We start from the raw sequence: 19,764 nt of genomic DNA on the forward strand, positions 1-19,764 counted from the left end.
TAATAGATCTTCCCAAGGGGTCAAGCCGCAGCCTACTTTTCAGCATCACCTTTGGCGGAGCGACTTTTCATGCAGGCAGTGGATTTCAATTCAGACATGGGCGAAGGCTTCGGCCCCTGGACGATCGGCGATGGCGTCGATGCCGAGCTGATGGCCTACATCAGCTCGGCCAATATCGCCACCGGCTTCCACGCCGGCGACCCCGGCACCATGCGCCGCACCGTCGCACGCGCCAAGCAACTGGGGGTCGCCATCGGTGCCCATCCGGGCTTTCGCGACCTGGTGGGCTTCGGTCGCCGCCATATCAACGCGCCGGCCCAGGAGTTGGTGGACGATATGCTCTACCAGCTCGGCGCCCTGCGTGAAATCGCCCGCGCCCAGGGTGTGCCCGTGCAACACATCAAGCCCCACGGCGCGCTCTACATGCACCTGGCCCGCGATGAAGACGCCGCGCGGTTGTTGGTGCAAAACCTGCAACTGATTGAGCCGACACTGTTGCTGTACTGCATGCCGAACTCGGTGATCTGGCGCATTGCCAAGGAACTGGGGCAGCCGGTGGTGCGTGAGTTCTACGCCGACCGCGAGTACGACCTGAGCGGCTCCATCGTGTTCACCCGCACGGTGCGCGCCCTCGACCCTGCCACCGTCGCGGCGCGGGTCCTACGGGCTTGTCAGACGGGTCTTGTACGCACCGTAGAAGGCGAAGACCTGTTTATCGAATTCGATTCCATCTGCCTGCACAGCGACACCCCCGGCGCCCTGGAATTGGTCGAAGCCACCCGTGAAGCCCTGGACCAAGCGGGCATTGCGGTCAGAACACCCGAATAAGATCGACCCATACTTTTTTGCCTGCCTTTCTATAACGATTCCAAGAGGAACAGACATGGCTGAAACGTCCCCCATCCGCTACAGCTTCGGCGCCGATGAACACCTGTTCGCCGAGGTCAGTGACAGCATGTCCCTGGAGGCTTTCTTCAAAGGCATGGCCGTGACCCGCGCCGTGGAACGCCTGGCGTTGGACGGTGTGCTGGATGTGTGCCTGGCCAACGCCTCCTTCCAGATCCGCTTCGACCCGGACCGCATTGCGCCCCATGTGCTGCTCGACGCGGTGCAAAGCGCCGAAGCCCAGGCCGTGGCCGAACGCACCTTGCACACGCGCATCATCGAAATCCCGGTGCTCTACAACGACCCCTGGACCCACGAAACCCTGATGCGCTTTCGCGATCGCCATCAAGACCCCAGCGGCACCGACCTGGAATATGCGGCGCGGATCAACGGCCTGGCCGATGTCGACGCTTTCATCGCGGCCCACAGTGGTGCGCCGTGGTTTGTGTCGATGGTCGGCTTTGTCGCGGGCTTGCCGTTCATGTTCCAGATGGTCGAGCGCGAGCGGCAGTTGCAGGTGCCCAAGTACCTGCGCCCGCGCACCGACACGCCGAAACTGACCCTCGGCCATGGCGGCTGCTTTGGCTGCATCTACTCGGTGCGCGGCGCCGGCGGCTACCAGATGTTCGGCGTCACTCCGGCACCGATCTACGACCCGGCGCAGCAGTTGGCCTACCTCAAGGACCACATGGTGTTCTTCCGGCCGGGCGACATCGTGCAGTTCAAACCGATCGACCGCGAGGCCTACGACCTGGCCGTCGCCGAGGTGGACGCAGGACGTTTCGACCTGCGCATCCGCCCCCTGGAATTTTCCCTGGATGCGTTTCTCGCCGACCCCATCGGTTATCCGAAAACCCTGCAGGAGGCGCTGGCATGATCAAGGTGCTCAAACCCGGCCTGGCGACCTCGGTACAGGACCAGGGCCGCGAAGGCTATTACCACCTGGGTATTCCGCCGTCGGGCGCGCTGGACCAGTACGCGCTGAGCGCGGCCAACCATTTGGTGGGCAACCCGCCGGGCGCGGCCGGCCTGGAATGCACGCTGATCGGTCCCGAGCTGGAGTTTCGCCGGGACGCCTTGGTCGCCCTCAGCGGCGCCTTGATGGCGCCGCGCCTGGACGGTGAAGTGGTCCACCAGGACACCGCGTTCCAGGTCCGCGCCGGGCAGGTGTTGCGCTTCGAATTCCCCCTGGCCGGTGCGCGTACCTATCTGGCGGTCGCCGGCGGCATCGACGTGCCGTTGGTGCTCGGCAGTCGCTCGACCTACACCCTCGGCGCACTCGGTGGCTTTCACGGACGGCGGTTGCAGGCGGGGGATGAGCTGCCCATCGGCGAGCCCAGTGGGCAGGGGCGGGCGGGCAACAGCTTGCCGATGGCCTTGCGCCGGGCAGTCGGTGGCGATGTGACCTTGCGCGTGGTGCCCGGCCTGTATTACGAACGCCTGACGGCGGCGGCGAAAAGCAGCTTTTTTGCCGAGCCGTGGACGGTGGGGTCCGAGGCGGATCGTATCGGCTATCGCTTCAAGGGCGGCAGTGCGTTGAGCTTTCAGCCACGGGAGCAGCCGTTTGGCGCGGGGTCCGATCCGTCGAACATCGTCGACAGTTGCTACCCGATCGGCTCGATCCAGGTGCCGGCCGGGCTGGAGCCAATCGTGCTGCATCGGGACGCGGTGTCGGGCGGCGGCTACGCGATGATCGGCACGGTGATCAGTGCCGACCTGGACTTGATCGGACAGATGCAGCCGAACCAGCGGGCAGGGTTTGTGGCGGTCAGCCTGGAGCAGGCGTTGGAGGCGCGGCGGGTGTACAAGAAGCGTCTGAAGGCAATGACCGGGCTCTTCAATACCTGAAACACCACCCAGCAAAATGTAGTGGGTCAGCAGAGTTTGGTGAACAGCCAGTAGAGCAGCATCGCCACCCTGGTCACTGCCACGCCAGCCAACAATGTGGGAGCGAGCAAGCCCCTCCCACCTTTGATCCGGCGCTGGGTCAGAAGAGTTGGGTGAATAACCAGTACAGGCTACCCGACAGTAGAATCGCTGCCGGCAAGGTCAGCACCCAGGCCATCAGCAAATTGCGGATGGTCTTCATCTGCAAGCCGCCGCCGTTCGCCACCATGGTCCCCGCCACACCGGACGACAACACATGGGTGGTCGACACCGGCAAGCCGAACATATCCGCAGCGCCGATGGTCAGCATCGCCACGGTCTCGGCCGAGGCGCCTTGGGCGTAAGTCATGTGCGTCTTGCCGATTTTCTCGCCTACGGTCACCACGATGCGCTTCCAGCCGACCATGGTCCCGAGCCCCAGGGCGATGGCCACGGCGATCTTCACCCACAGCGGAATGAAGCGCGTGGAGTTGTCGATCTGTTGCTTGAACAGTTGCAGCTTGCCTTGGGTGTCGGCGTCGAAGTTGCCGATCTTGGCCTTGTCCATCAACCGAATGGTTTCGCTGGTCAGGTACATGTCGTTACGCACGTTGCCTACGGCTTCGGCGGGGACTTTAGCCAAAGAGCCGTAGCCTTTGACTTCATCGCCGATCTGGCCGGCGAGGGCGGCGAGGGCCGGGATCAGTTCGGGTGTGGCGTCCTTGGTCCGCACGTAGGTCGAGAGGATGGGGCGCGGGTCGCCCGGCAGCGCTTGCGGCGCGCTTTTCATCAGCGCGACCTGGGTCACTTCGGCCACCGCGGCAAACTGCAGCGATTGTTCGGCGGGCATGGCGCGGTTCAGCGCATACGCCATCGGCAGGGTGCCGACCAGGATCAGCATGATCAGGCCCATGCCTTTTTGCCCGTCGTTGGAGCCGTGGGCGAACGATACACCGGTGCAGGTGAGGATCAGCATGCCGCGAATCCACCATGGCGGCGGGGTGTCGCCTTTGGGCGCCTTGTACAGCGTGCGGTTTTTCACGAAGGCGCGCAGGGCCAGCAACAGCAGGGCGGCGAAAGCGAAACCGATCAGCGGCGAGAGCAGCAGGGCGTAACCGATCTTGATCGCCTGGCTCCAGTCCACGCCGCTGGTGCCATCACGTCCGTGCATCAGGGCATTGGCCACGCCGACGCCGATGATCGAACCGATCAGAGTATGGGAGGACGAGGCCGGCAGGCCCAGCCACCAGGTGCCGAGGTTCCACAGGATCGCCGCGATCAGCAGGGCGAAGATCATCGCGAAACCGGCCGAGGAACCCACCTGCAAAATCAGCTCGACCGGCAGCAGGGCAATGATGCCGAACGCCACTGCGCCGCTGGAGAGCAGCACCCCGAGGAAGTTGAAAAAGCCCGACCACACCACCGCGAACTGCGGCGGCAGCGAGTTGGTGTAGATCACCGTCGCCACGGCGTTGGCGGTGTCGTGGAAACCGTTGACGAATTCGAAACCCAGGGCGATCAGCAGCGCCACGCCCAGCAGCAGGAACGGCGTCCAGGTGGTGACCAGCGTGCCCAGTTCGTGCATGTCGCGCATCAGGCTGTAGGCGGTGAACAACAGGCCCATCGCGAGCACGGCAAAGAACATGATCACCGTCAGCAGGCCGGGTTTTTTGTCCAGCCTGGGTCGGGTATCAACGGATGACGTATGCGTTGAAGCTGTCAGGGAAGGGGTGGCCATGCAGTAACATCCAGTGTCGGAAAGGATGTCGCCCATGATCATTGCAGAATATTACAGAGATGCTGCGATAGATCAGTGTTTAGCGGATTGGATCGGCCGCTGGTCTACAAACGCACAGATTTTTTGAGCGCATGTGAGGGTCAGTAGTCGTTGCGTTTCCTGAAGGCCCAGCGCCCGGCAATCAAGGTAAAGGTCGCGACCAACGCCACCAGAATCCAGAAGCCTTCCGGGTCTTGGGAAAGCGGCACGCCGCCTACGTTCATGCCGAAAAAGCCGGCAATGATATTGATCGGCAACGCCAGCACCGTGACCACCGTCAGCGTAAACAGCGTGCGGTTGCTTTGTTCGTTGAGGTTGGCGGCGATTTCTTCCTGCAACAATTTGATGCGTTCGCCCAGGGCCGTCAGGTCGTTGATGATCAGCGCAAACTCCTCGGTGGATTTGCGCAGCTCCTTGACGTCTTCCTTTTGCAGCCACTGCGGCGGGCGGTTGAGCAGCCGCAGCAGCGAGCCGGGCTCCAGCGCCAGCAGGCGTTGCAGGCGCACCAGCACCCGGCGCATGGCGCCCAGCTCGGCGCGGTTGGTGGACAGGTGCGAGGAGAGCAATTGGTCTTCGATGTGGTCGACGCTGATGCTGGTCTTGCGCACGATCTGCGTCAGCACCTCGCCCTGGTCGCGCAGCAGGTGGACCAGCAACTCCAGCGGCGAGCGGAAGTGCTCACCGGCCTTGACCGACGAACGCAACTTGTCCACCGAGTGCAGCGGTTGCAGGCGCGCGCTGATCAGCAAGTGACTGCGGGCGCAGACCCACAATGTGGAAATATCCGACGAGACCATGCTGCTGAAGTTGAACACCACGTCGTTGACCACCGCGAGCAAGGCTGAGTCGACGTGTTCGATACGGGTGGAGCGCGAGCCTTCGTGCAAGGCTTCGAAGAATTCTTCCGGCAATTGCAGGTGCGCCAGCATCCAGCGCTCGCATCCGGCATGCGCCAGGTTCAGGTGCAGCCATAGAAACTCCTGCGGGTCTTGCGGTTGCTGCAAGGCCTGGAGAGCGGTGGCTGAATCAATCTGCTCACCCTTTTCGCCTGGGCGGAAACGGAAACCGTAAAGCAAGCCAAACAGATCGGAGTCCTGGTGGCTGTGGTCGATGCTGTGGTTCATGGAGTCTCGCAGAGAAAGGACCTGTAGGACGTTTCACAGGTTCGCGTGAGCGAATCATTGCAAGGATGCTTGACAGTTTTGTGACAGTTTTCGACTTATTTCGCCTTGATGACATTTTATTGACCGGCTATCGAAATGAGCTCAAGAAGTGTCTAGATCGGCCGATTCAGGGCGCAAGAACCGCTGCGGATGACGGCGCCTTCGACGACAGGGATGTCATGACGTATTTGCACCTTTTCCTTGTTTCGAGGCTTTTCCCGATGACTTTTTTGCGAACATCCCTGCGGGCACAGATTTTGTCGCTGCTCGGCGGCAGCCTGCTGGCGATGCTGTTGATAGCCCTGGCCTGTTTCAACTTCCTTTCCAACGGGGTGCAGAGTTACCGCAGTTTGCTCGACGGGCCGTTGCTCACTTCACAGTTGATCGATGAGGCCAACCTGCAATTCAAAGTGCAGGTGCAAGAATGGAAAAACGTGTTGTTGCGCGGCAAGCAGCCGCAGGACCTGGAGAAATACTGGGGCCAGTTCCAGGATCGGCAGCGCGATGTACAAGGCATTCTCTCGCGGCTGGTCACCCAGACCGCCGGTGACCCGGCGCTGAGCCAGCGTATCCAGAACCTGCGTCAGGAACACCAGCAGCTCGGCGTTGCCTACCAGAAGGGCCGCGATGCCTACTTGGCCGCCGGCGCCGACCCGAGCGCCGGAGACACCGCGGTCAAGGGCGTGGACCGCGCCGCCAGTGAACAGATGAGCGCGCTGGTCAGCGACCTGCGTGCCCAAAGCACCCAGCAATCCCAGGTCATCAGCGCCCATGCCGAGCGCACGGTGATGGTGGGGCTGGCGATCATGTTGCTGTCCGGCGTATTGATCGGCCTGTTCAGCCTGTGGTTGATCAACCGCAACCTGATCCTGCCGATCCGTGGCTTGATCGACTATGTGAGCCAACTGAGCCACGGCCGTTTTGCCGAGCGTGTTGCCAGTCGTCGCCAGGACGAACTGGGGCATCTGGCGGAGGCCGCGAACACCTTGCGCGACTTCTTGGCCGAAACCTTCAGCCGCCTGCAGCGCAGTGCCACCGACCTGGTCCACGCCAGCGGTGAGTTGAATTCGATCGCCGGGCAAATGGCGACTGGTACCCACGAACAATTCAACCGTACCGACCAGGTGGCCACGGCCATGACCGAAATGTCGGCCACCGCCCAGGAAGTGGCGCACCACGCCGCCAGTGCGTCCCGTGCGGCCGATGACGCAGACCAATCGGCCCGCGAGGGCGGCGAAGTGATGAAAGTCACCATTGCCACCATCGGCCAGATGCGTACTGAAATCCTCAACACCGGCACCATCATCCGCCGCCTGGAAACCGACAGCGTGCGGATCGGCAAGGTGCTCGAAGTGATTCGCGGGATCGCCGAGCAGACCAACCTGCTGGCGCTCAACGCCGCGATCGAGGCGGCACGGGCGGGCGAGGCGGGGCGCGGGTTTGCGGTGGTGGCCGATGAAGTGCGCAGCCTGGCGCAACGCACGGCGGCGTCGATCATCGAGATCAATCAGATTATCCAGGCGGTGCAAACCGGCGCGGTCGATGCGGCCGAGGCGATTGTCACTGGCCAGTCGTGCAGCGATGACAGCGTGGAAAAAGTCACCCAGGCCGGCGCGATGCTGGCTCATATCACCCAGGCCGTCGAAGCGATTCGCGACATGAACCGCCAGATCGCCACGGCGGCCGAGGAGCAGACGTCGGTGGCCGAGGATATTTCGCGCAATATCACCCAGATCACCACCGTGGCCACCGCCAACCTCGACAACGTGAAGCGCACCGAAGCGGCGAGCCAGAATCTGCGTGGTTTGTCCGGTGAATTGAACGAGGTGACGGCGCGATTGAGCGCTTGATCAAGCGCCCATAAAAATCTATGGTCACCCCCATTTTTGCAATACTGATTAACGGGTGGTGTGGTTGGCTTGCTTAAATCTATCCGGCGTCTGTTTGGGGCATGCCCCAGCGCCACGATGAGAGTCGCGCCTGACGATCCTTAAAAACCGGTCGGCTTCTGAAGCCGATTTTTATGTCAGGATCTTCGCCAGGCCGGTGTGCCGTTCACATCATCTGTTGTTCAGCTATCGCAAAACCTGAAGGGTGAATCGTGGTACTGCAACAACTGCAGGGTCAGGCGTTCAAAGCGTCTGGCCCTGCTTCATATTGCGTATGGCGAGCGGCTATCGCCCAAGCGATACGCGCCAGTTTGTTAGCCAGGGCACAGGCCACGACATTTGAATGTCGTCGACTGAGCAAGGTTTTAACCCAGTCAGCCAGAGCGCCTTTCTGGTGATCCAGCCTCTGCATATAGACCCTGGAACACTGCACCAACAGTTGTCGCAGATGCTTGTCACCCCGCTTGCTGATCCCCAGCAGATTGGCCTTGCCGCCCGTACTGTACTGCCTGGGCACTAAGCCAACGGAGGCGGCAAAGTCGCGACCGCATCGGTACTGTTTACCATCGCCCATCTCCACAGCCAGCAGGCTGGCGGTGATCGGGCCGACACACGGCATGCTCAGCAAACGACTGCCCAGATCATCGTTGGCCAGTTGGCCCGCCAGTTCTTTATCCAGCGCTTTGATTTGCTCATCCAGATAGACGAAGTGATCGTGCAGGCGCTGCAATAAGACCGTCAGACGAACGGGTAATTCGTGCTCGGCCAAAACGCTCGCCAAACGCTTCATGATGGCCAATCCCTTGGGCAGGCTGATTCCAAACTCCAACAGAAAACCGTGCATCTGATTAGCCGTTTTGGTGCGGTCATGCACCAATGATTCGCGCATCCGATGCAGCACAGACAGGGTTTGCTGGGATTCGGTTTTAGGCGTAACGAAGCGCATGGATGGGCGGGAAGCGGCTTCACAGATCGCCTCAGCGTCGACGAAGTCATTTTTGTTGCCCTTGACGAAGGGCTTAACGAACTGCGGGGAAATCAGCTTGGCCGTGTGTCCCATCGCCATCAGTTGGCGAGCGACAAAATGCGACCCTGCACAGGCCTCCATCACCACGACACAGCTCGGCACATTGCCGAAAAACTGCATCATCTGCGCTCGTGAGCATTTTTTGCGAAACACCTCGCGGCCCGACTTATCCTGGCCGTGCAGGTGGAAAGTATGTTTGCCGAGATCGATACCGATCAGTGCTGACTCGCTCATGATGATGGCCTCCGAAAACAAAACACCCCGTGAAAGCGTAGCCCTCACAGGGTGTTGGGGGTGACCATCTCATTAACCGCGCCACCCGAAGGTGGCGCGGTTTTTTCAGGGTTTGACTCAGGTGTCTTGCTTGTCTTCGAGCACGGTGCCGGTCTTGGCGTCGAGTTTCACTTCAAAGCGCTTGCCGGCGGTGTCGGTCAGTTCAACTTCGTAGACCAGGACGCCGCTGTTGTTGTGGTCCAGCTCGGTGTCGGTAATCTGGGCGCCGGCGTGTTTGGCCACGGCGGCGGCGTTGAGCTTGTCGAAAGGCATCACGGCACCGGATTTGAGCAGACCTTCGATATGATCCGGGCGGACATCGGCCTGGGCCAGGCCGGCGGCCAGGGTCAGGGCGGTCGCGGCAAACAGAGCAGTCAAGGTTTTCATGGTGTGTATCCTTTTTCGGTGAGCTGTTTAAGTGGCGCCAGATTAACCGGCGCAACTTAATTCATCCTTAATGGCACACTGACTCGCTCAGTATTTGTGGTCGTTCAGCAGGTCCTGCACGCTGGACGACGGCCAGCGCTTGTAGAACTTCAGCAGTTCGGCTGCGCGGTTGGTGAAGATACCGTCGACGCCGGCGTTCATCACTTTCTCGAAGTCCACAGGTTCATCCACGGTGTAGACGTGTACCAGCAGGCCCTTGTCGTGGGTCAGCTTGTTCATTCCAGGCTTCACCAGGTCGGTGTAGCTCTGGTCGCCAAGGGCGGTCAGCTCCGCCGACGGGCCCGTGCCGATGGCGCCGAGGCTCTTGGCTTCGTCGACCCACTTTTCGAACTCGGCGGCGTCCTTGGGCTCTTGCTTGGCGTAGTAAGCGGCCTTGGTCGCTTCGCCGGATTCGGCGAAGGTTTGCTTGGATTTCGGCTCGATGCTGCCTTCACCCACCCACAGCAGCAGGATTTTCGGGGTGTTGGGCATTTCTTTCTGCAGCTCTTTCAGGCTGGCCGTTTCGAAGGTCTGCAGCACCACGCGCCCTTTGCCCTGGCCGACACCGGTGTTGCTCTTGCCCAGCTTGGAGCCGGCGGAGCTCAACCAGCCTTTGTCCAGCAGCTTGTTTTTCAGGTCGGCTTCGATGCCCGGGAATTGCTTGGGTTCTTTGGTTTCGATGTACAGGCCCGGTTTGTGCTGCGGGTTGCCTTCGGCGATCTTGATGATGTCGTCCAGGCTGAGGATTTTCAGGCCGACGAAGCCCGGGCGGGCGCGGTCCGGGTAGGCGGCGTTGAACCAACTGCCGGCGTCGAGGGTTTGCAGTTCTTTCCAGGTGAACTCGTTGGCCGGGGCGTCTTTGCGCTCGGGGAACTTGGTGGCCACGTCGGTGGTGCGTTGCAGGTTGTTGTCGTGCAGGGCGAACAGCACGCCGTCCTTGCTGCGCTGCAGGTCCAACTCCAGGTAGTCGGCGCCCAGGTCGCGCGCGACCTTGTAGGCTGCGGCAGTGGACTCGGGGGCGTCGTAGGACGCACCGCGGTGGGCGATCACCGCAGGGTAGGGAATGCCTTCGTTAGTTGCCAATTCAGCCGGGCTGATCGGGTCGGCAGCCTGCGCCTGGCCAAGGCCAAGCATCAGGGCGAGCAGCAAGGCACTCTTGGTGAACGTGACAGGCATATGTGGAGTCCTTTCGTGGAGGGAGCTTTGAGAAGGCTTCCTTTTTAACAATTGATAACGAAAGGCGCTATCACCAAACCGACATTAACGTGTGTGCGCGCCAATTTTCTGGGTTTTTTTTGCGTGGCTTTGCAGTACTCTTGCCGCGAACCGCCCCGTAAGAGGGCAGTACTTTCCGCCACGCGTGTAAACCATCTTTCCAGTCCATGTGGGACTTTTCAGTGAGGTTTACCATGCGAATCACCTCCGAGCTTATCTGCCAGGCCGCCGACCAGCTTCACGGTTTTGTCGGCCTCAACCGCAAGACCGGCCAGTACATCGTGCGGTTCAGCGAAGACTCCTTCGGTATGGATGTCGCCGATGACGGCATCATCCCCACTGCCGAATTTGTCTGGCTGCCGGCCCCCGAGCACGTCATGACGTTGTCCCGTGAGCGTCTGCAGCTGCTGCTCGATCAGAACATCGACGACCGCATCAACATCACCGAGCCGCTGCGCGTGTACATGCGGCGGGTGGAGATCCCGCAGATCAGTGCGTTGCGCAGTCTCGTCAGCTAGCCTGAGCGGCGTTTTGGCATCGATGAAGATCAACGGCGGGAGGGCCTCCGGCTGCCGTTCAGTTCTGGAATGTGTAGGCCCGCTCCACTTTGCATACGCGGGTGTGAAACGCCGAGTACCAAGTGGAACGCCCCTGCTCGCGCACCGCCCGATGCTCGGTCTGTTGTTTCCAGGCGAGGATGTCGGCTTCGCTGCGCCAGTACGATACGGTGATCCCCAGGCCATCCTCCCGCGCCGACTCAACCCCGAGAAAGCCCGGCTGCTCGCGCGCCAGTTCCAGCATGCGCGTGGCAGCCTCAGCGTAACCGTGGTCACCGGCGGTGCGCAGTGAGCTGAAAATCACTGCGTAGTAAGGCGGAGCGGGGGTGTGGGCAATCATACCGAGGTCTCCTGGCAGGCTTTGAGCAGAGCGATCGCCAGCGGCGGCGTGACGCCCCTGAGGGCGGCGCGTTCGGGTTGGAACAGCGTGGCGACAAAGAACGGATGGTCCAGCAACTCCACCGCGCGCAGGTCGCCGGCCGAGTCGTGGCCGCAGGGGATCAGAGCACCGTCCAGCAGCGCGCTGGCGAAGTCGGGGTTGATGCCGTAGCGGCAGCGATAACCTTCGTGGATATCGCGTGTGCCGTAGGCGTCGGCGATGCGCGTGTAGGCGGCCAGGCGCACGGTGTCGGTGGCTTCCACCAGAGAACAGCTCAGTGGCGCGATCACCGCACGTGGGGCGTTGGGGGCCAGTTCGCCATGTTCGGCATCGGCCCAGCCCAACACATTGCGGGCATATTCCAACACCGCGTGTTGAAAACCGCCGCAGGTGCCGAGGAAAGGGCGCCGCTGCTCGCGGGCAAAACGGATCGCACGCAGTGCGCCGTCGATGTCGCGGTACGGGCTGGCGGGCACGCACCAAAAGCCATCGAAACCCTGCAGCGCGGAGGTGGTGTTGAGGGTGTCGGTCTCCAGCCATTGCGTGCGAACCGTCAGGCCCAAGGCGTCGGCGGCCTGTTGCAGCGCCACAGGAATGGCCTGGTGCGCAATGACATCGGGGTTGTAATCGCCGATCAGGGCGAGGTGCAGCGTGCTGGCGTTCATCTTAGGCATCCCCTGGCTTGTTGTGTCCTGGCGCGCACTATAGATTGGCGTTCACGCAATCAATATTGGCGTTTGCCCACATGTTCAATGCACTCACGCACTATCGAATCGATTACCCCGACCTGTCGCTGATCCTCGCCCTGGTGCGCGGTGGCACGCTGGCGCGGGCCGCCGCGTTGTTGCGGGTGGATGTGTCGACGGTGTTCCGCGCCGTGCGGCGCCTGGAGGCCGCGCTGGGCCAGACGTTGTTTGAAAAAAGCCGCGCCGGTTACCTGCCCACCGGCCTGGCCAGTCATCTGGCGCAACAGGCCGAACGCGCTGAACAAGCCCTGGAAGCGGCGCGGGTCGGCGTCGAGCAAGGCGGTGAAGTGATCAGCGGCACCGTGCGCCTGACCTGCACTGACTCGGTACTGCAAGGCTTGTTGTTGCCGGCGCTGGCGCAGTTCATGCCGGATTACCCGGCGCTGACCCTGGAGCTGAGCACCTCCAATGACTTCGCCAACCTCAGCCGCCGCGATGCCGACATCGCCTTGCGCCTGACCCGGACACCGCCGCAGCATCTGGTCGGACGTTGCCTCGGCACCGTGAGGTATCAGGTGTGCGCGAGCACAGATTTTGCGCGTCAGCACGCAGGACGCGAGCTGGCGGAGCTGGCCTGGATCGCACCGGATGATTTCCTGCCCGATCATCCCACCGTCGTCTGGCGCCGCGCGCAGCTGCCGGGTGTGCGTCCCGGCTATCGCTGCAACAGCATGTTGTCGGTCACCGAACTGGTGCGGGCAGGGCTGGGCGTGGCGGCGCTGCCGGATTTCCTGCTGGATGAACACCTGCAACCGCTGGGCCCCGCGTTGGCGGGGCATGACACGGCGCTATGGCTGCTGACGCGCCCCGATTGCCGGGCATTGCGCTCGGTGGTGACGCTGTTTGATCAACTGGGGCGGCATGTCCGACTGAGCCCCTGAGACCGGCGGGCATGGGGTGCTTAAGGTTTTCGCACAAACTGCGCATGCATTTCACACGTCAGGGTCTCGATACGCTCGGTCAGTTGCTTGGTCATTTCCGTCAGCCGAGTGTTCTGCTCCAGCAGTTCCAGCAGCTGTTTGCTGGTGTTCTGCGCCTCGGCCTGGCGCTCGGCATTGGCGACGGCCAGCGCTTCACGGTGCTGCGCGTCGGCGTCGGACTGGGCTTTGTCGCGCGCGGCCTGGCGTGTCTGGGCCAGCAGAATCAGCGGCGCCGCGTAGGCCGCTTGCAGGCTGAAGGCCAGGTTGAGCAGGATGAACGGGTAGACGTCGAAGTGCGTGATGCCACTGACGTTGAGCGCAATCCACACGGCCACGATCAAGGTTTGCGCACCGAGGAACATCGGCGTGCCGAAGAAGCGTGCGAAAGCCTCGGCCTTGAGGGCGAAGGTGTCGTTGCCAAAGGTCGGCGCCAGGTGCGCGTGGCGTCGATGGAAACGTAGATGATCGACGGGGACGGCTTTGGGGTTGTCGGGGGTTGGGCTCATGGCAAACTCGGGTCATCAATGTTTAAGACAGGCGGCCACTATAGCCTTGGCGACCTGTCTTACGCATGAATAACCCGAGGACGACCTGGGGTGCCTACGAGATGCCGTATGACCGCCTCAGGCGGAATGGGCGACCGCGTAGTTACTCGCATTGACCCGGTTGCGCCCGGTGTCCTTGGCGGCGTACAGCGCGCGATCCGCCGCGTTCAGCCAGGTGGCGGCATCGGTGAAGATCCGTTGGAAATCGGCGAGGCCGATGCTCAGGCTCACGCGCAACTCGGGGATCTGCGGGTTGCGATAATTACTGAAGTTTTCGCGGATACGCTCCATCACCCGTGCAGCTTCTTCCAAGGGCATTTGCGGAAGAATCACACAAAACTCATCGCCCCCGTAGCGTCCGGCCAGATCGTTTTCGCGCAGGTTGCGCCGTATCTCCAGGCTCAGTTGGCGCAGTACGGCATCGCCGACGATATGGCCGTGAGTGTCATTGATTTGTTTGAAGTGATCGATATCGATCAGCGCGATGGTGGCGTGGCTTTGCTGTTGCCGGCACTTGTGGAACTTGAGGTGCAGCAGATCTTTCCAGGAACCGTGGTTGAGCAGGCCGGTGAGGCTGTCGGTGCGGCTCAGGGCGCTGAGGGCGCGTTTGTGTTCCGACAGTTTGATCGCCAACTCGTAGCAGACCATGCCGATGGCCATGGGGTACAACGTCAACATCGGCAGGCAGGTGTAGACCTGCAGCAGGCTGACGTCGGGGTTGAACCGCACGCCGAACAGCGCCCATGCCACCCCGATCCCCACCCCTTGCGCGAGCAAACCGCGCAGGAACAGGCGCTTGCCGCCGGCGGCGAAGTTGTTCATGGTCATCATCGAGAGGATGGTCACGGCCGTCAGCGGCGTGAACTGGGCAGCGGCGGCCCAGAAACCACCGCACAACGAGTCATACAAAATGTTGCGCTGTTCGGCGTGGTAGGGGAAGGGTGAGCGGATTGACAGTTGGTACGCCACATGTGCCCACGCCAACCCATTGAACAGCAGGAACGCCCACACCCAGCCCGGCATCGCGAGCGGGTACAAGCCGCCGATGACACTGATGCAGCCGATACCCAGGCCGATGATCCTTGGCTTGTAAATACGCCTGGCAAATGAAAGCCCTTTGCCTCGTCTGTTTTCCATAGATTCCCAGGTCAGCTCTTTTTCACAGATTCAGCCGCGCGCGTGTGCAGGGATAACCGTTGATCGGATAATGTGTGTGAATATTGTCGATTATTCATGTAGGAATAATCAGTGTCCTTCCAGGCCATTCGCGCAAAACAGAGGGCAAATAGGCCAAAAACGACCAGGTATGTCGCGTCTGCAACGGTCGTTTACTGCGGGCGGCGAGTATCGGCGTCGTAGCAGGCCAGAAACATATCGATTGCCGACTCGATCACGCGGGCTTGGTCGGCGGCGTCGAGGGTGGGTTGGCCGAGGGTGATCTGCGGCCAGAAGGCGAATGCCTTGAGCAGGCTTTGAATCTGGTGCGCGGCGAAGGCCGGGTCGGCACACGTGAGCCGGCCGTCTTCCTGGGCGGCGCGCACCCATTGAGTGAAACCTTCTTCGCGCATGCTCAAGCGGTTGACCATGTCCTGGGCGCGTTCCGGCGAGTGAATGGTGGCGGCGATGGCGACCCGGGCCAGGTCGAGGAAGTTAACGTCCGACATCATCTTCATCTTCGCTTCCAGCAACCCGCGCAGTTGTTCACGCAACGGGCGGTCGCCGGCGTAGCTCACGTCGAGTTGCGCGACGCTGCTGGCCCAGAGTTGGTTGAGAATTTCGGCGAACAACTCTTCTTTGCTGGGGAAGTGGTTGTACACCGTGCGCTTGGAAACGCCGGCGGTGGCGGCGATCCTGTCCATGCTGGTGACCTCGAACCCATTGACCCGAAACTCTGCGATGGCGGCGGCCAGGATGGCTTCGCGTTTGCGTTGGGTGAGGCGTTGAGGCGCAGTCATGAACAGTGATCGACTCTAAAAGGAAAATTACACTCGGTAGTTTACTTGCTCCGGGTTTTGTTGCAATCTTGAAACTACACTGTGCAGTGTAATTCCATGAGCGGTCCGTAGGAGTCACCTTGTAATGGCCACGATTTCAACCCGTCTCGATCCCTCGCCTGTGGTACGCAAAGCTGCCGAACAGGAGCAAGGCACCTTCAGTAACCATGCTCCCGTACAGCGCGCCGGCTTCGGCAGAACCTTGCGCATTTTCTGGAAGATGCTGTTTCACAAGCCGCGCAGTACGCGGCCGGTGGGGGAGATTCCGGTACATTCGCTGACCCGCGAACAGCTGTCGGCCGCCCCCGACCACAGTGTGTTCCGCCTGGGGCATTCCACCGTGCTGCTGAAAATGCGCGGCAAATTCTGGCTGACCGACCCGGTATTCGCCGAGCGCGCTTCGCCGTTCAGTTGGGCCGGCCCCAAGCGATTCCATGCCCCGCCGATCAGTCTCGAAGACCTGCCGCCGTTGGAAGCGGTGATTCTTTCCCACAACCATTACGACCATCTCGACCGCAAGGCCGTCATCCAACTGGCCGACAAGACCCGCTACTTCCTTGCGCCGCTGGGCGTCGGCGACATCCTGGTGAAGTGGGGTGTGGACGCCGGCCAAGTGCGGCAGTTGGATTGGTGGCAGGGCAGCGAAGTCGATGGCATTCATTTTGTCGCCACTCCCGCGCAGCATTTTTCCGGGCGTGGTTTGTTTGATAGCAACCAGACGCTGTGGTGTTCCTGGGTGATGATCGATGGCGCGCGTCGCGTATTTTTCAGCGGCGACACCGGTTATTTCGACGGCTTCAAACGCATCGGCGAACAGTACGGGCCGTTTGATCTGACGCTGATGGAAACCGGTGCTTACAACGTCGACTGGCCCCATGTACACATGCAACCGGAGCAAACCCTGCAGGCGCACATCGACCTCAAAGGTCGCTGGCTGCTGCCGATTCACAATGGCACCTTCGACCTGGCCTTCCATGCCTGGCACGAGCCTTTCGACCGTATCATGGCGTTGGCGTGGGAGCGTAACGTGTCGATTACCACACCGGCCATGGGGCAGGCGTTCAGTTTGAGCCAGCCCGCGCGAGGTGTCGCGTGGTGGTTGGAGGTGGAGGTTCAGAGCGGTAAGGAAGCGCTTGTGAACTGACGGTTGGGAAAAACGGAAAAAAAGGAATTTTCAAGGTGTTGCAGGCCTACGACAAACGCCAGATGAGAGTGCGATGATCTCGGGAAGGTCAATTTCCGGGAGTCGGCTCTGATGGACAATAAATGTGGGAAGTCTTTGCTATCGCCTATGTCTTGTCGGCGGGAAGCGTTTTTACCCCCCTCTGCGGAACCGGTTTGTTTGGCGCAGGCGCCCTCCAACGCTCACATCGAAACGGGGACCACGACGGCACTGGGTATCGGCTACGTCCCCGATGCACATCTTGGTGCCGGCGTTGTAATCCCTGGCTATAACGTGCCGGCCCTGCCTCTGAAACCTGTGCGCGACCCCGCGCTGTCATTGATCGCCTTGAGTGGTGTCGAGCCCACTGAATCGGGCAAGGTGGAAGCTGCCTTGGTGCAACACTCCAGCAATTGCGCCGTCCCCTACACGTTGGCGGGCACTCGCGTGGGGTTCGCCGACCGCCTTGTGCGTGGCAATGATCAGGAGCCGATTGAACACAGCGCATCCTTCCTGGAAGCGTTGGGCTTCCTGCGTCAGGCCGGTGCCCAACTGGTGGCGGTGCCGGCAGAGCGGGCTGATGACGGCCTGCGCTTCACCCTGGATTCGCGCAATGAAATCGATGAGCGTGTGAGTGAGTATCGGCTGGATGCGCTGGTGTCCGAGAGCCATAGCGCTGCATTCCATGCCGCGTGCTGGAGTGGCTACCCGAGCCTTGGTGAGCCGCTGGGGGACGGGGCGACGCTGTGGTTCTATGGCGCACAGTGGTCGAAAGACTCGCTGAAGGTGCTGGTGCAGGGCTATCGCAACGCCCGTGGCCTGACTAATGGGTAGGCAAAGCTACCAACTGCGCTGAACAATCCCACGGTTTGAACAACCTGCGTCGCGCAGCCTGGAAGGAGGGGGGTTTTTAGACTGGTGTACGGATCAATGTGGGTCCTTCATCACTTCTTACGCCTTCCGGGAGGTGCTTCATGTTGGGTATTGGTTATGGCATGGGTGTGTTTGTTCACCAGGTGCAGCGAGTGCTGCCTGCGCAGTCTTCATCGGGGGCTTCAGCGCCGGTTCCCCCGGGAACGGAATACGCCAGTGTGCGTGAGCTCGGCGAGCAAATGGCCCGACCGGGTGGGCTCACTTCGGCGAATCTGGTCAGTTACCTGCAGGAGCGCATTCATAAGCTGGACCCCAAATTGAGCTCGATCATTGAACTGAACCCCGAGGCCTTGCAGATCGCCCGCGAGCTCGATCTGGAGCGCGCCAATGGCAAGGTGCGTGGCCCGCTGCATGGCATTCCCGTGTTACTCAAGGACACTATCGAGACGGGAGATACCCAGCAAACCAGCGCTGGCGCCTTTGGCTTGGTGGGCAGTGCGGCGCCCAAGGATGCCTTCATCGTCGAGCGCTTGCGCGAGCAGGGGGCCGTGATCCTGGGTAAAACCAACCTGACTGAACTGGCGGGCTTTCGCGGTGGCCCCGATGGTTCGAGTGGGCGGGGCGGGCAGACGCGTAACCCGCATCAAGCGGGCGCAGAGGTGGGTGGTTCGAGTTCGGGGTCGGCCGCCGCGGTCGCCGCAGGCTTCGCCCCCTTGGCGGTGGGCACCGAGACCAATGGCTCGATCATCGTGCCGGCGGCGTTCAACGGGGTGGTCGGTTTCAAGCCCGGCGTGGGTTTGTTGAGCCGCAGCGGCATCATTCCAGCCAGCCATCGGCAGGACACGCCGGGCCCGATGACGCGTTCGGTGTTTGATGCTGCGTTGATGCTTAACGCGATGTCGGGCAGGGACCCTCATGATGCCGCCAGTGTGGATGCGCCCCAAGGGATTGATTACACCGCGTTGCTCAAGCCCGGTGCGTTGCAGGACAAACGTATCGGCTATCCCGTGACCTTTTCCGCGAATGGCGAAAGCTTACCGGTGGACAACAGTCCGCAATTTCGCAAGACGCTTGAAGTGCTTCGCGCGCAAGGCGCGGTTCTGGTGCCGGTCGATATGCGCTTGGCCGACGCATCACGCTATGGCGAACTCTTGTACGCCGATGTGAAGGATGAGTTGAACGACTACCTGGCCAAGCGCGAGGGGTTGCCGGTCAAGTCGGTGTCCGAGTTGATCGCATTCAATGAAAAGCGCGATGGCACCGACACCGATCACCAACCGACACTCAAGGAGATCAACGCGTCCACCCTCACAGCCGATGAGCGCCAGCCGTTATGGGACGCAATGATCGAGGATTTTCGTGGCACGGTGGATGAGCTGATCGCGCGGGAAAACCTCGACGCCATGGTGTCGGACTTTGATACGAACAGCTACTTCGCGGTTGCGGTGGCCGGCTACCCAGGGATCAGCGTGCCATCCGGGAAGAATGAGGACGGCGTGCCGACCAGTGCGTACTTCTTTGGTGCCCGTGGGTCTGAACCCACACTGCTTGCTGTGGGCCATGGCTATGAGCAGGCGGCACAGAAGGTCGCCAAGCCCAGCCTCTAAGCCGTCAGGCAATGTTCACACCCTGGCGTGGCCAACGTTGGGGTTCGCACTCAGCGCCTTACTGCGCCTGCGGGGTTGGTGAATCAATTGACGTCGCTGTTGAACCCATCAATCGAGACAGGATGTTTTGTGCAGCGGGTTCCGTTGCGGCGGCTCCCAACTTGCGCGCACGCATCCCCCAGCCAGGCGCAAACCCCGGGAAAAACGCCAACCCCTCGGCTTCCAGGCGAAACGCCAGGGTCAGGCGCACGTCGTCCTCCACGATGCCCTGGGTTTCAAACCGTTGAATCGCATCCACCGTCACACCGGCCTGGCGCGACAGCTCTTCGCGGCTCCAGCCGAGCATGACGCGGGCCTGCACGCTGTGCTTGGCGGTGAATTGATGCAGGACGATCTGCTGTTCTACGAAAGAGCTCATTGCCAGAGAGGACATGGGGTGTCTCCAGGGTTCGACGGGGAG

At 61.4% G+C, this 19,764-nt stretch carries 20 protein-coding genes and 1 pseudogene; 10 read left to right on the top strand and 11 right to left on the bottom strand.

From position 1 onward, the window contains the following. Positions 1-69: 69 nt before the first annotated feature. From ACVWZP_RS27485 to ACVWZP_RS27495, 3 genes are read left to right on the top strand one after another with little or no spacing between them, the layout of a single operon-like run. Complete coding sequence (locus tag ACVWZP_RS27485) at positions 70-828, top strand: 5-oxoprolinase subunit PxpA (protein WP_017847220.1); 759 nt, start codon at positions 70-72, stop codon at positions 826-828. 55 nt (positions 829-883) lie between these two features. Beyond that, complete coding sequence (locus tag ACVWZP_RS27490) at positions 884-1,762, top strand: 5-oxoprolinase subunit B family protein (protein WP_017847221.1); 879 nt, start codon at positions 884-886, stop codon at positions 1,760-1,762. Further along, on the top strand, positions 1,759-2,733 hold the full coding sequence (locus ACVWZP_RS27495) for a 5-oxoprolinase subunit C family protein (RefSeq protein WP_457370287.1): 975 nt from the start codon (positions 1,759-1,761) through the stop codon (positions 2,731-2,733). The genes ACVWZP_RS27490 and ACVWZP_RS27495 overlap by 4 nt, the downstream gene beginning before the upstream one ends. 139 nt (positions 2,734-2,872) lie before the next feature. On the opposite strand, the gene ACVWZP_RS27500 is transcribed toward ACVWZP_RS27495, so the two are convergent. Together ACVWZP_RS27500 and ACVWZP_RS27505 are read right to left on the bottom strand one after the other, a co-directional pair. Further along, the gene (locus ACVWZP_RS27500; protein WP_457370288.1) at positions 2,873-4,489 is read right to left on the bottom strand and encodes an inorganic phosphate transporter; all 1,617 of its coding nucleotides are present in this window, start codon (positions 4,487-4,489) and stop codon (positions 2,873-2,875) included. Between the two features lie 140 nt (positions 4,490-4,629). Next, positions 4,630-5,652, bottom strand: coding sequence for a transporter (locus ACVWZP_RS27505; protein WP_017847224.1), 1,023 nt, complete (start codon positions 5,650-5,652; stop codon positions 4,630-4,632). A gap of 845 nt (positions 5,653-6,497) precedes the next feature. Between ACVWZP_RS27505 and ACVWZP_RS27510 the strand changes: the two are divergent. Together ACVWZP_RS27510 and ACVWZP_RS27515 are read left to right on the top strand one after the other, a co-directional pair. Continuing rightward, positions 6,498-6,608, top strand: a pseudogene (locus tag ACVWZP_RS27510) (hypothetical protein); the annotation flags it as partial. 228 nt (positions 6,609-6,836) lie between these two features. After that, positions 6,837-7,541: a methyl-accepting chemotaxis protein gene (locus ACVWZP_RS27515; RefSeq protein ID WP_371918780.1), complete on the top strand. Its 705-nt coding sequence runs from the start codon at positions 6,837-6,839 to the stop codon at positions 7,539-7,541. A gap of 274 nt (positions 7,542-7,815) precedes the next feature. Here the strand turns inward: ACVWZP_RS27515 and ACVWZP_RS27520 are convergent, their stop codons facing one another. The 3 genes from ACVWZP_RS27520 to ACVWZP_RS27530 all read right to left on the bottom strand — a co-directional run bounded on the left by ACVWZP_RS27520 (position 7,816) and on the right by ACVWZP_RS27530 (position 10,482). After that, a complete protein-coding gene (locus ACVWZP_RS27520) occupies positions 7,816-8,841 on the bottom strand; it encodes an IS110 family RNA-guided transposase (protein WP_079443074.1) in 1,026 nt (341 codons plus the stop codon). Between the two features lie 117 nt (positions 8,842-8,958). Continuing rightward, positions 8,959-9,267, bottom strand: a complete 309-nt coding sequence (locus ACVWZP_RS27525; RefSeq protein ID WP_017847226.1) for a PepSY domain-containing protein — start codon at positions 9,265-9,267, stop codon at positions 8,959-8,961. An 87-nt stretch (positions 9,268-9,354) separates the two neighbouring features. After that, positions 9,355-10,482 carry a glycerophosphodiester phosphodiesterase family protein gene (locus tag ACVWZP_RS27530; RefSeq protein WP_017847227.1) on the bottom strand — a complete coding sequence of 376 codons (1,128 nt, stop codon included), beginning with the start codon at positions 10,480-10,482 and terminating at the stop codon, positions 9,355-9,357. Positions 10,483-10,715: 233 nt separating this feature from the next. On the opposite strand from ACVWZP_RS27530, the gene ACVWZP_RS27535 reads away from it, so the two are divergent. After that, on the top strand, positions 10,716-11,039 hold the full coding sequence (locus ACVWZP_RS27535) for a DUF2025 family protein (protein ID WP_017847228.1): 324 nt from the start codon (positions 10,716-10,718) through the stop codon (positions 11,037-11,039). Between the two features lie 58 nt (positions 11,040-11,097). On the opposite strand, the gene ACVWZP_RS27540 is transcribed toward ACVWZP_RS27535, so the two are convergent. Both ACVWZP_RS27540 and ACVWZP_RS27545 read right to left on the bottom strand, forming a co-directional pair. Beyond that, the gene (locus tag ACVWZP_RS27540) at positions 11,098-11,418 is read right to left on the bottom strand and encodes an antibiotic biosynthesis monooxygenase family protein (RefSeq protein WP_046382310.1); all 321 of its coding nucleotides are present in this window, start codon (positions 11,416-11,418) and stop codon (positions 11,098-11,100) included. Continuing rightward, the gene (locus ACVWZP_RS27545; protein ID WP_046382311.1) at positions 11,415-12,122 is read right to left on the bottom strand and encodes a CTP synthase C-terminal region-related (seleno)protein; all 708 of its coding nucleotides are present in this window, start codon (positions 12,120-12,122) and stop codon (positions 11,415-11,417) included. The genes ACVWZP_RS27540 and ACVWZP_RS27545 overlap by 4 nt, the downstream gene beginning before the upstream one ends. Positions 12,123-12,202: 80 nt before the next feature. Here ACVWZP_RS27545 and ACVWZP_RS27550 point away from each other — a divergent pair, with 80 nt between their 5' ends. Next, positions 12,203-13,084, top strand: coding sequence for a LysR family transcriptional regulator (locus ACVWZP_RS27550; RefSeq protein ID WP_079444558.1), 882 nt, complete (start codon positions 12,203-12,205; stop codon positions 13,082-13,084). A gap of 20 nt (positions 13,085-13,104) precedes the next feature. On the opposite strand, the gene ACVWZP_RS27555 is transcribed toward ACVWZP_RS27550, so the two are convergent. The 3 genes from ACVWZP_RS27555 to ACVWZP_RS27565 all read right to left on the bottom strand — a co-directional run bounded on the left by ACVWZP_RS27555 (position 13,105) and on the right by ACVWZP_RS27565 (position 15,623). Further along, complete coding sequence (locus ACVWZP_RS27555; RefSeq protein ID WP_046382313.1) at positions 13,105-13,629, bottom strand: DUF1003 domain-containing protein; 525 nt, start codon at positions 13,627-13,629, stop codon at positions 13,105-13,107. Positions 13,630-13,746: 117 nt separating this feature from the next. Then, positions 13,747-14,805 (bottom strand): diguanylate cyclase, encoded by a 1,059-nt coding sequence (locus ACVWZP_RS27560; RefSeq protein WP_046382314.1) that lies wholly within the window; start codon positions 14,803-14,805, stop codon positions 13,747-13,749. A gap of 191 nt (positions 14,806-14,996) precedes the next feature. Next, positions 14,997-15,623, bottom strand: coding sequence for a TetR/AcrR family transcriptional regulator (locus ACVWZP_RS27565; protein WP_108524462.1), 627 nt, complete (start codon positions 15,621-15,623; stop codon positions 14,997-14,999). 124 nt (positions 15,624-15,747) lie between these two features. Between ACVWZP_RS27565 and ACVWZP_RS27570 the strand changes: the two genes are divergently transcribed. From ACVWZP_RS27570 to ACVWZP_RS27580, 3 genes are all read left to right on the top strand, one after another. Continuing rightward, positions 15,748-16,806: an MBL fold metallo-hydrolase gene (locus ACVWZP_RS27570; protein ID WP_079444556.1), complete on the top strand. Its 1,059-nt coding sequence runs from the start codon at positions 15,748-15,750 to the stop codon at positions 16,804-16,806. Positions 16,807-17,004: 198 nt separating this feature from the next. Next, positions 17,005-17,658 carry a hypothetical protein gene (locus ACVWZP_RS27575; protein ID WP_457370289.1) on the top strand — a complete coding sequence of 218 codons (654 nt, stop codon included), beginning with the start codon at positions 17,005-17,007 and terminating at the stop codon, positions 17,656-17,658. A 140-nt stretch (positions 17,659-17,798) separates the two neighbouring features. Continuing rightward, the gene (locus ACVWZP_RS27580) at positions 17,799-19,304 is read left to right on the top strand and encodes an amidase family protein (protein ID WP_102617865.1); all 1,506 of its coding nucleotides are present in this window, start codon (positions 17,799-17,801) and stop codon (positions 19,302-19,304) included. A gap of 58 nt (positions 19,305-19,362) precedes the next feature. Here the strand turns inward: ACVWZP_RS27580 and ACVWZP_RS27585 are convergent, their stop codons facing one another. Next, positions 19,363-19,737 carry a helix-turn-helix domain-containing protein gene (locus tag ACVWZP_RS27585; protein ID WP_301556530.1) on the bottom strand — a complete coding sequence of 125 codons (375 nt, stop codon included), beginning with the start codon at positions 19,735-19,737 and terminating at the stop codon, positions 19,363-19,365. Between the last annotated feature and the right edge of the window lie 27 nt (positions 19,738-19,764).

The sequence above is a fragment of the Pseudomonas sp. TE36184 genome (assembly GCF_054060055.1).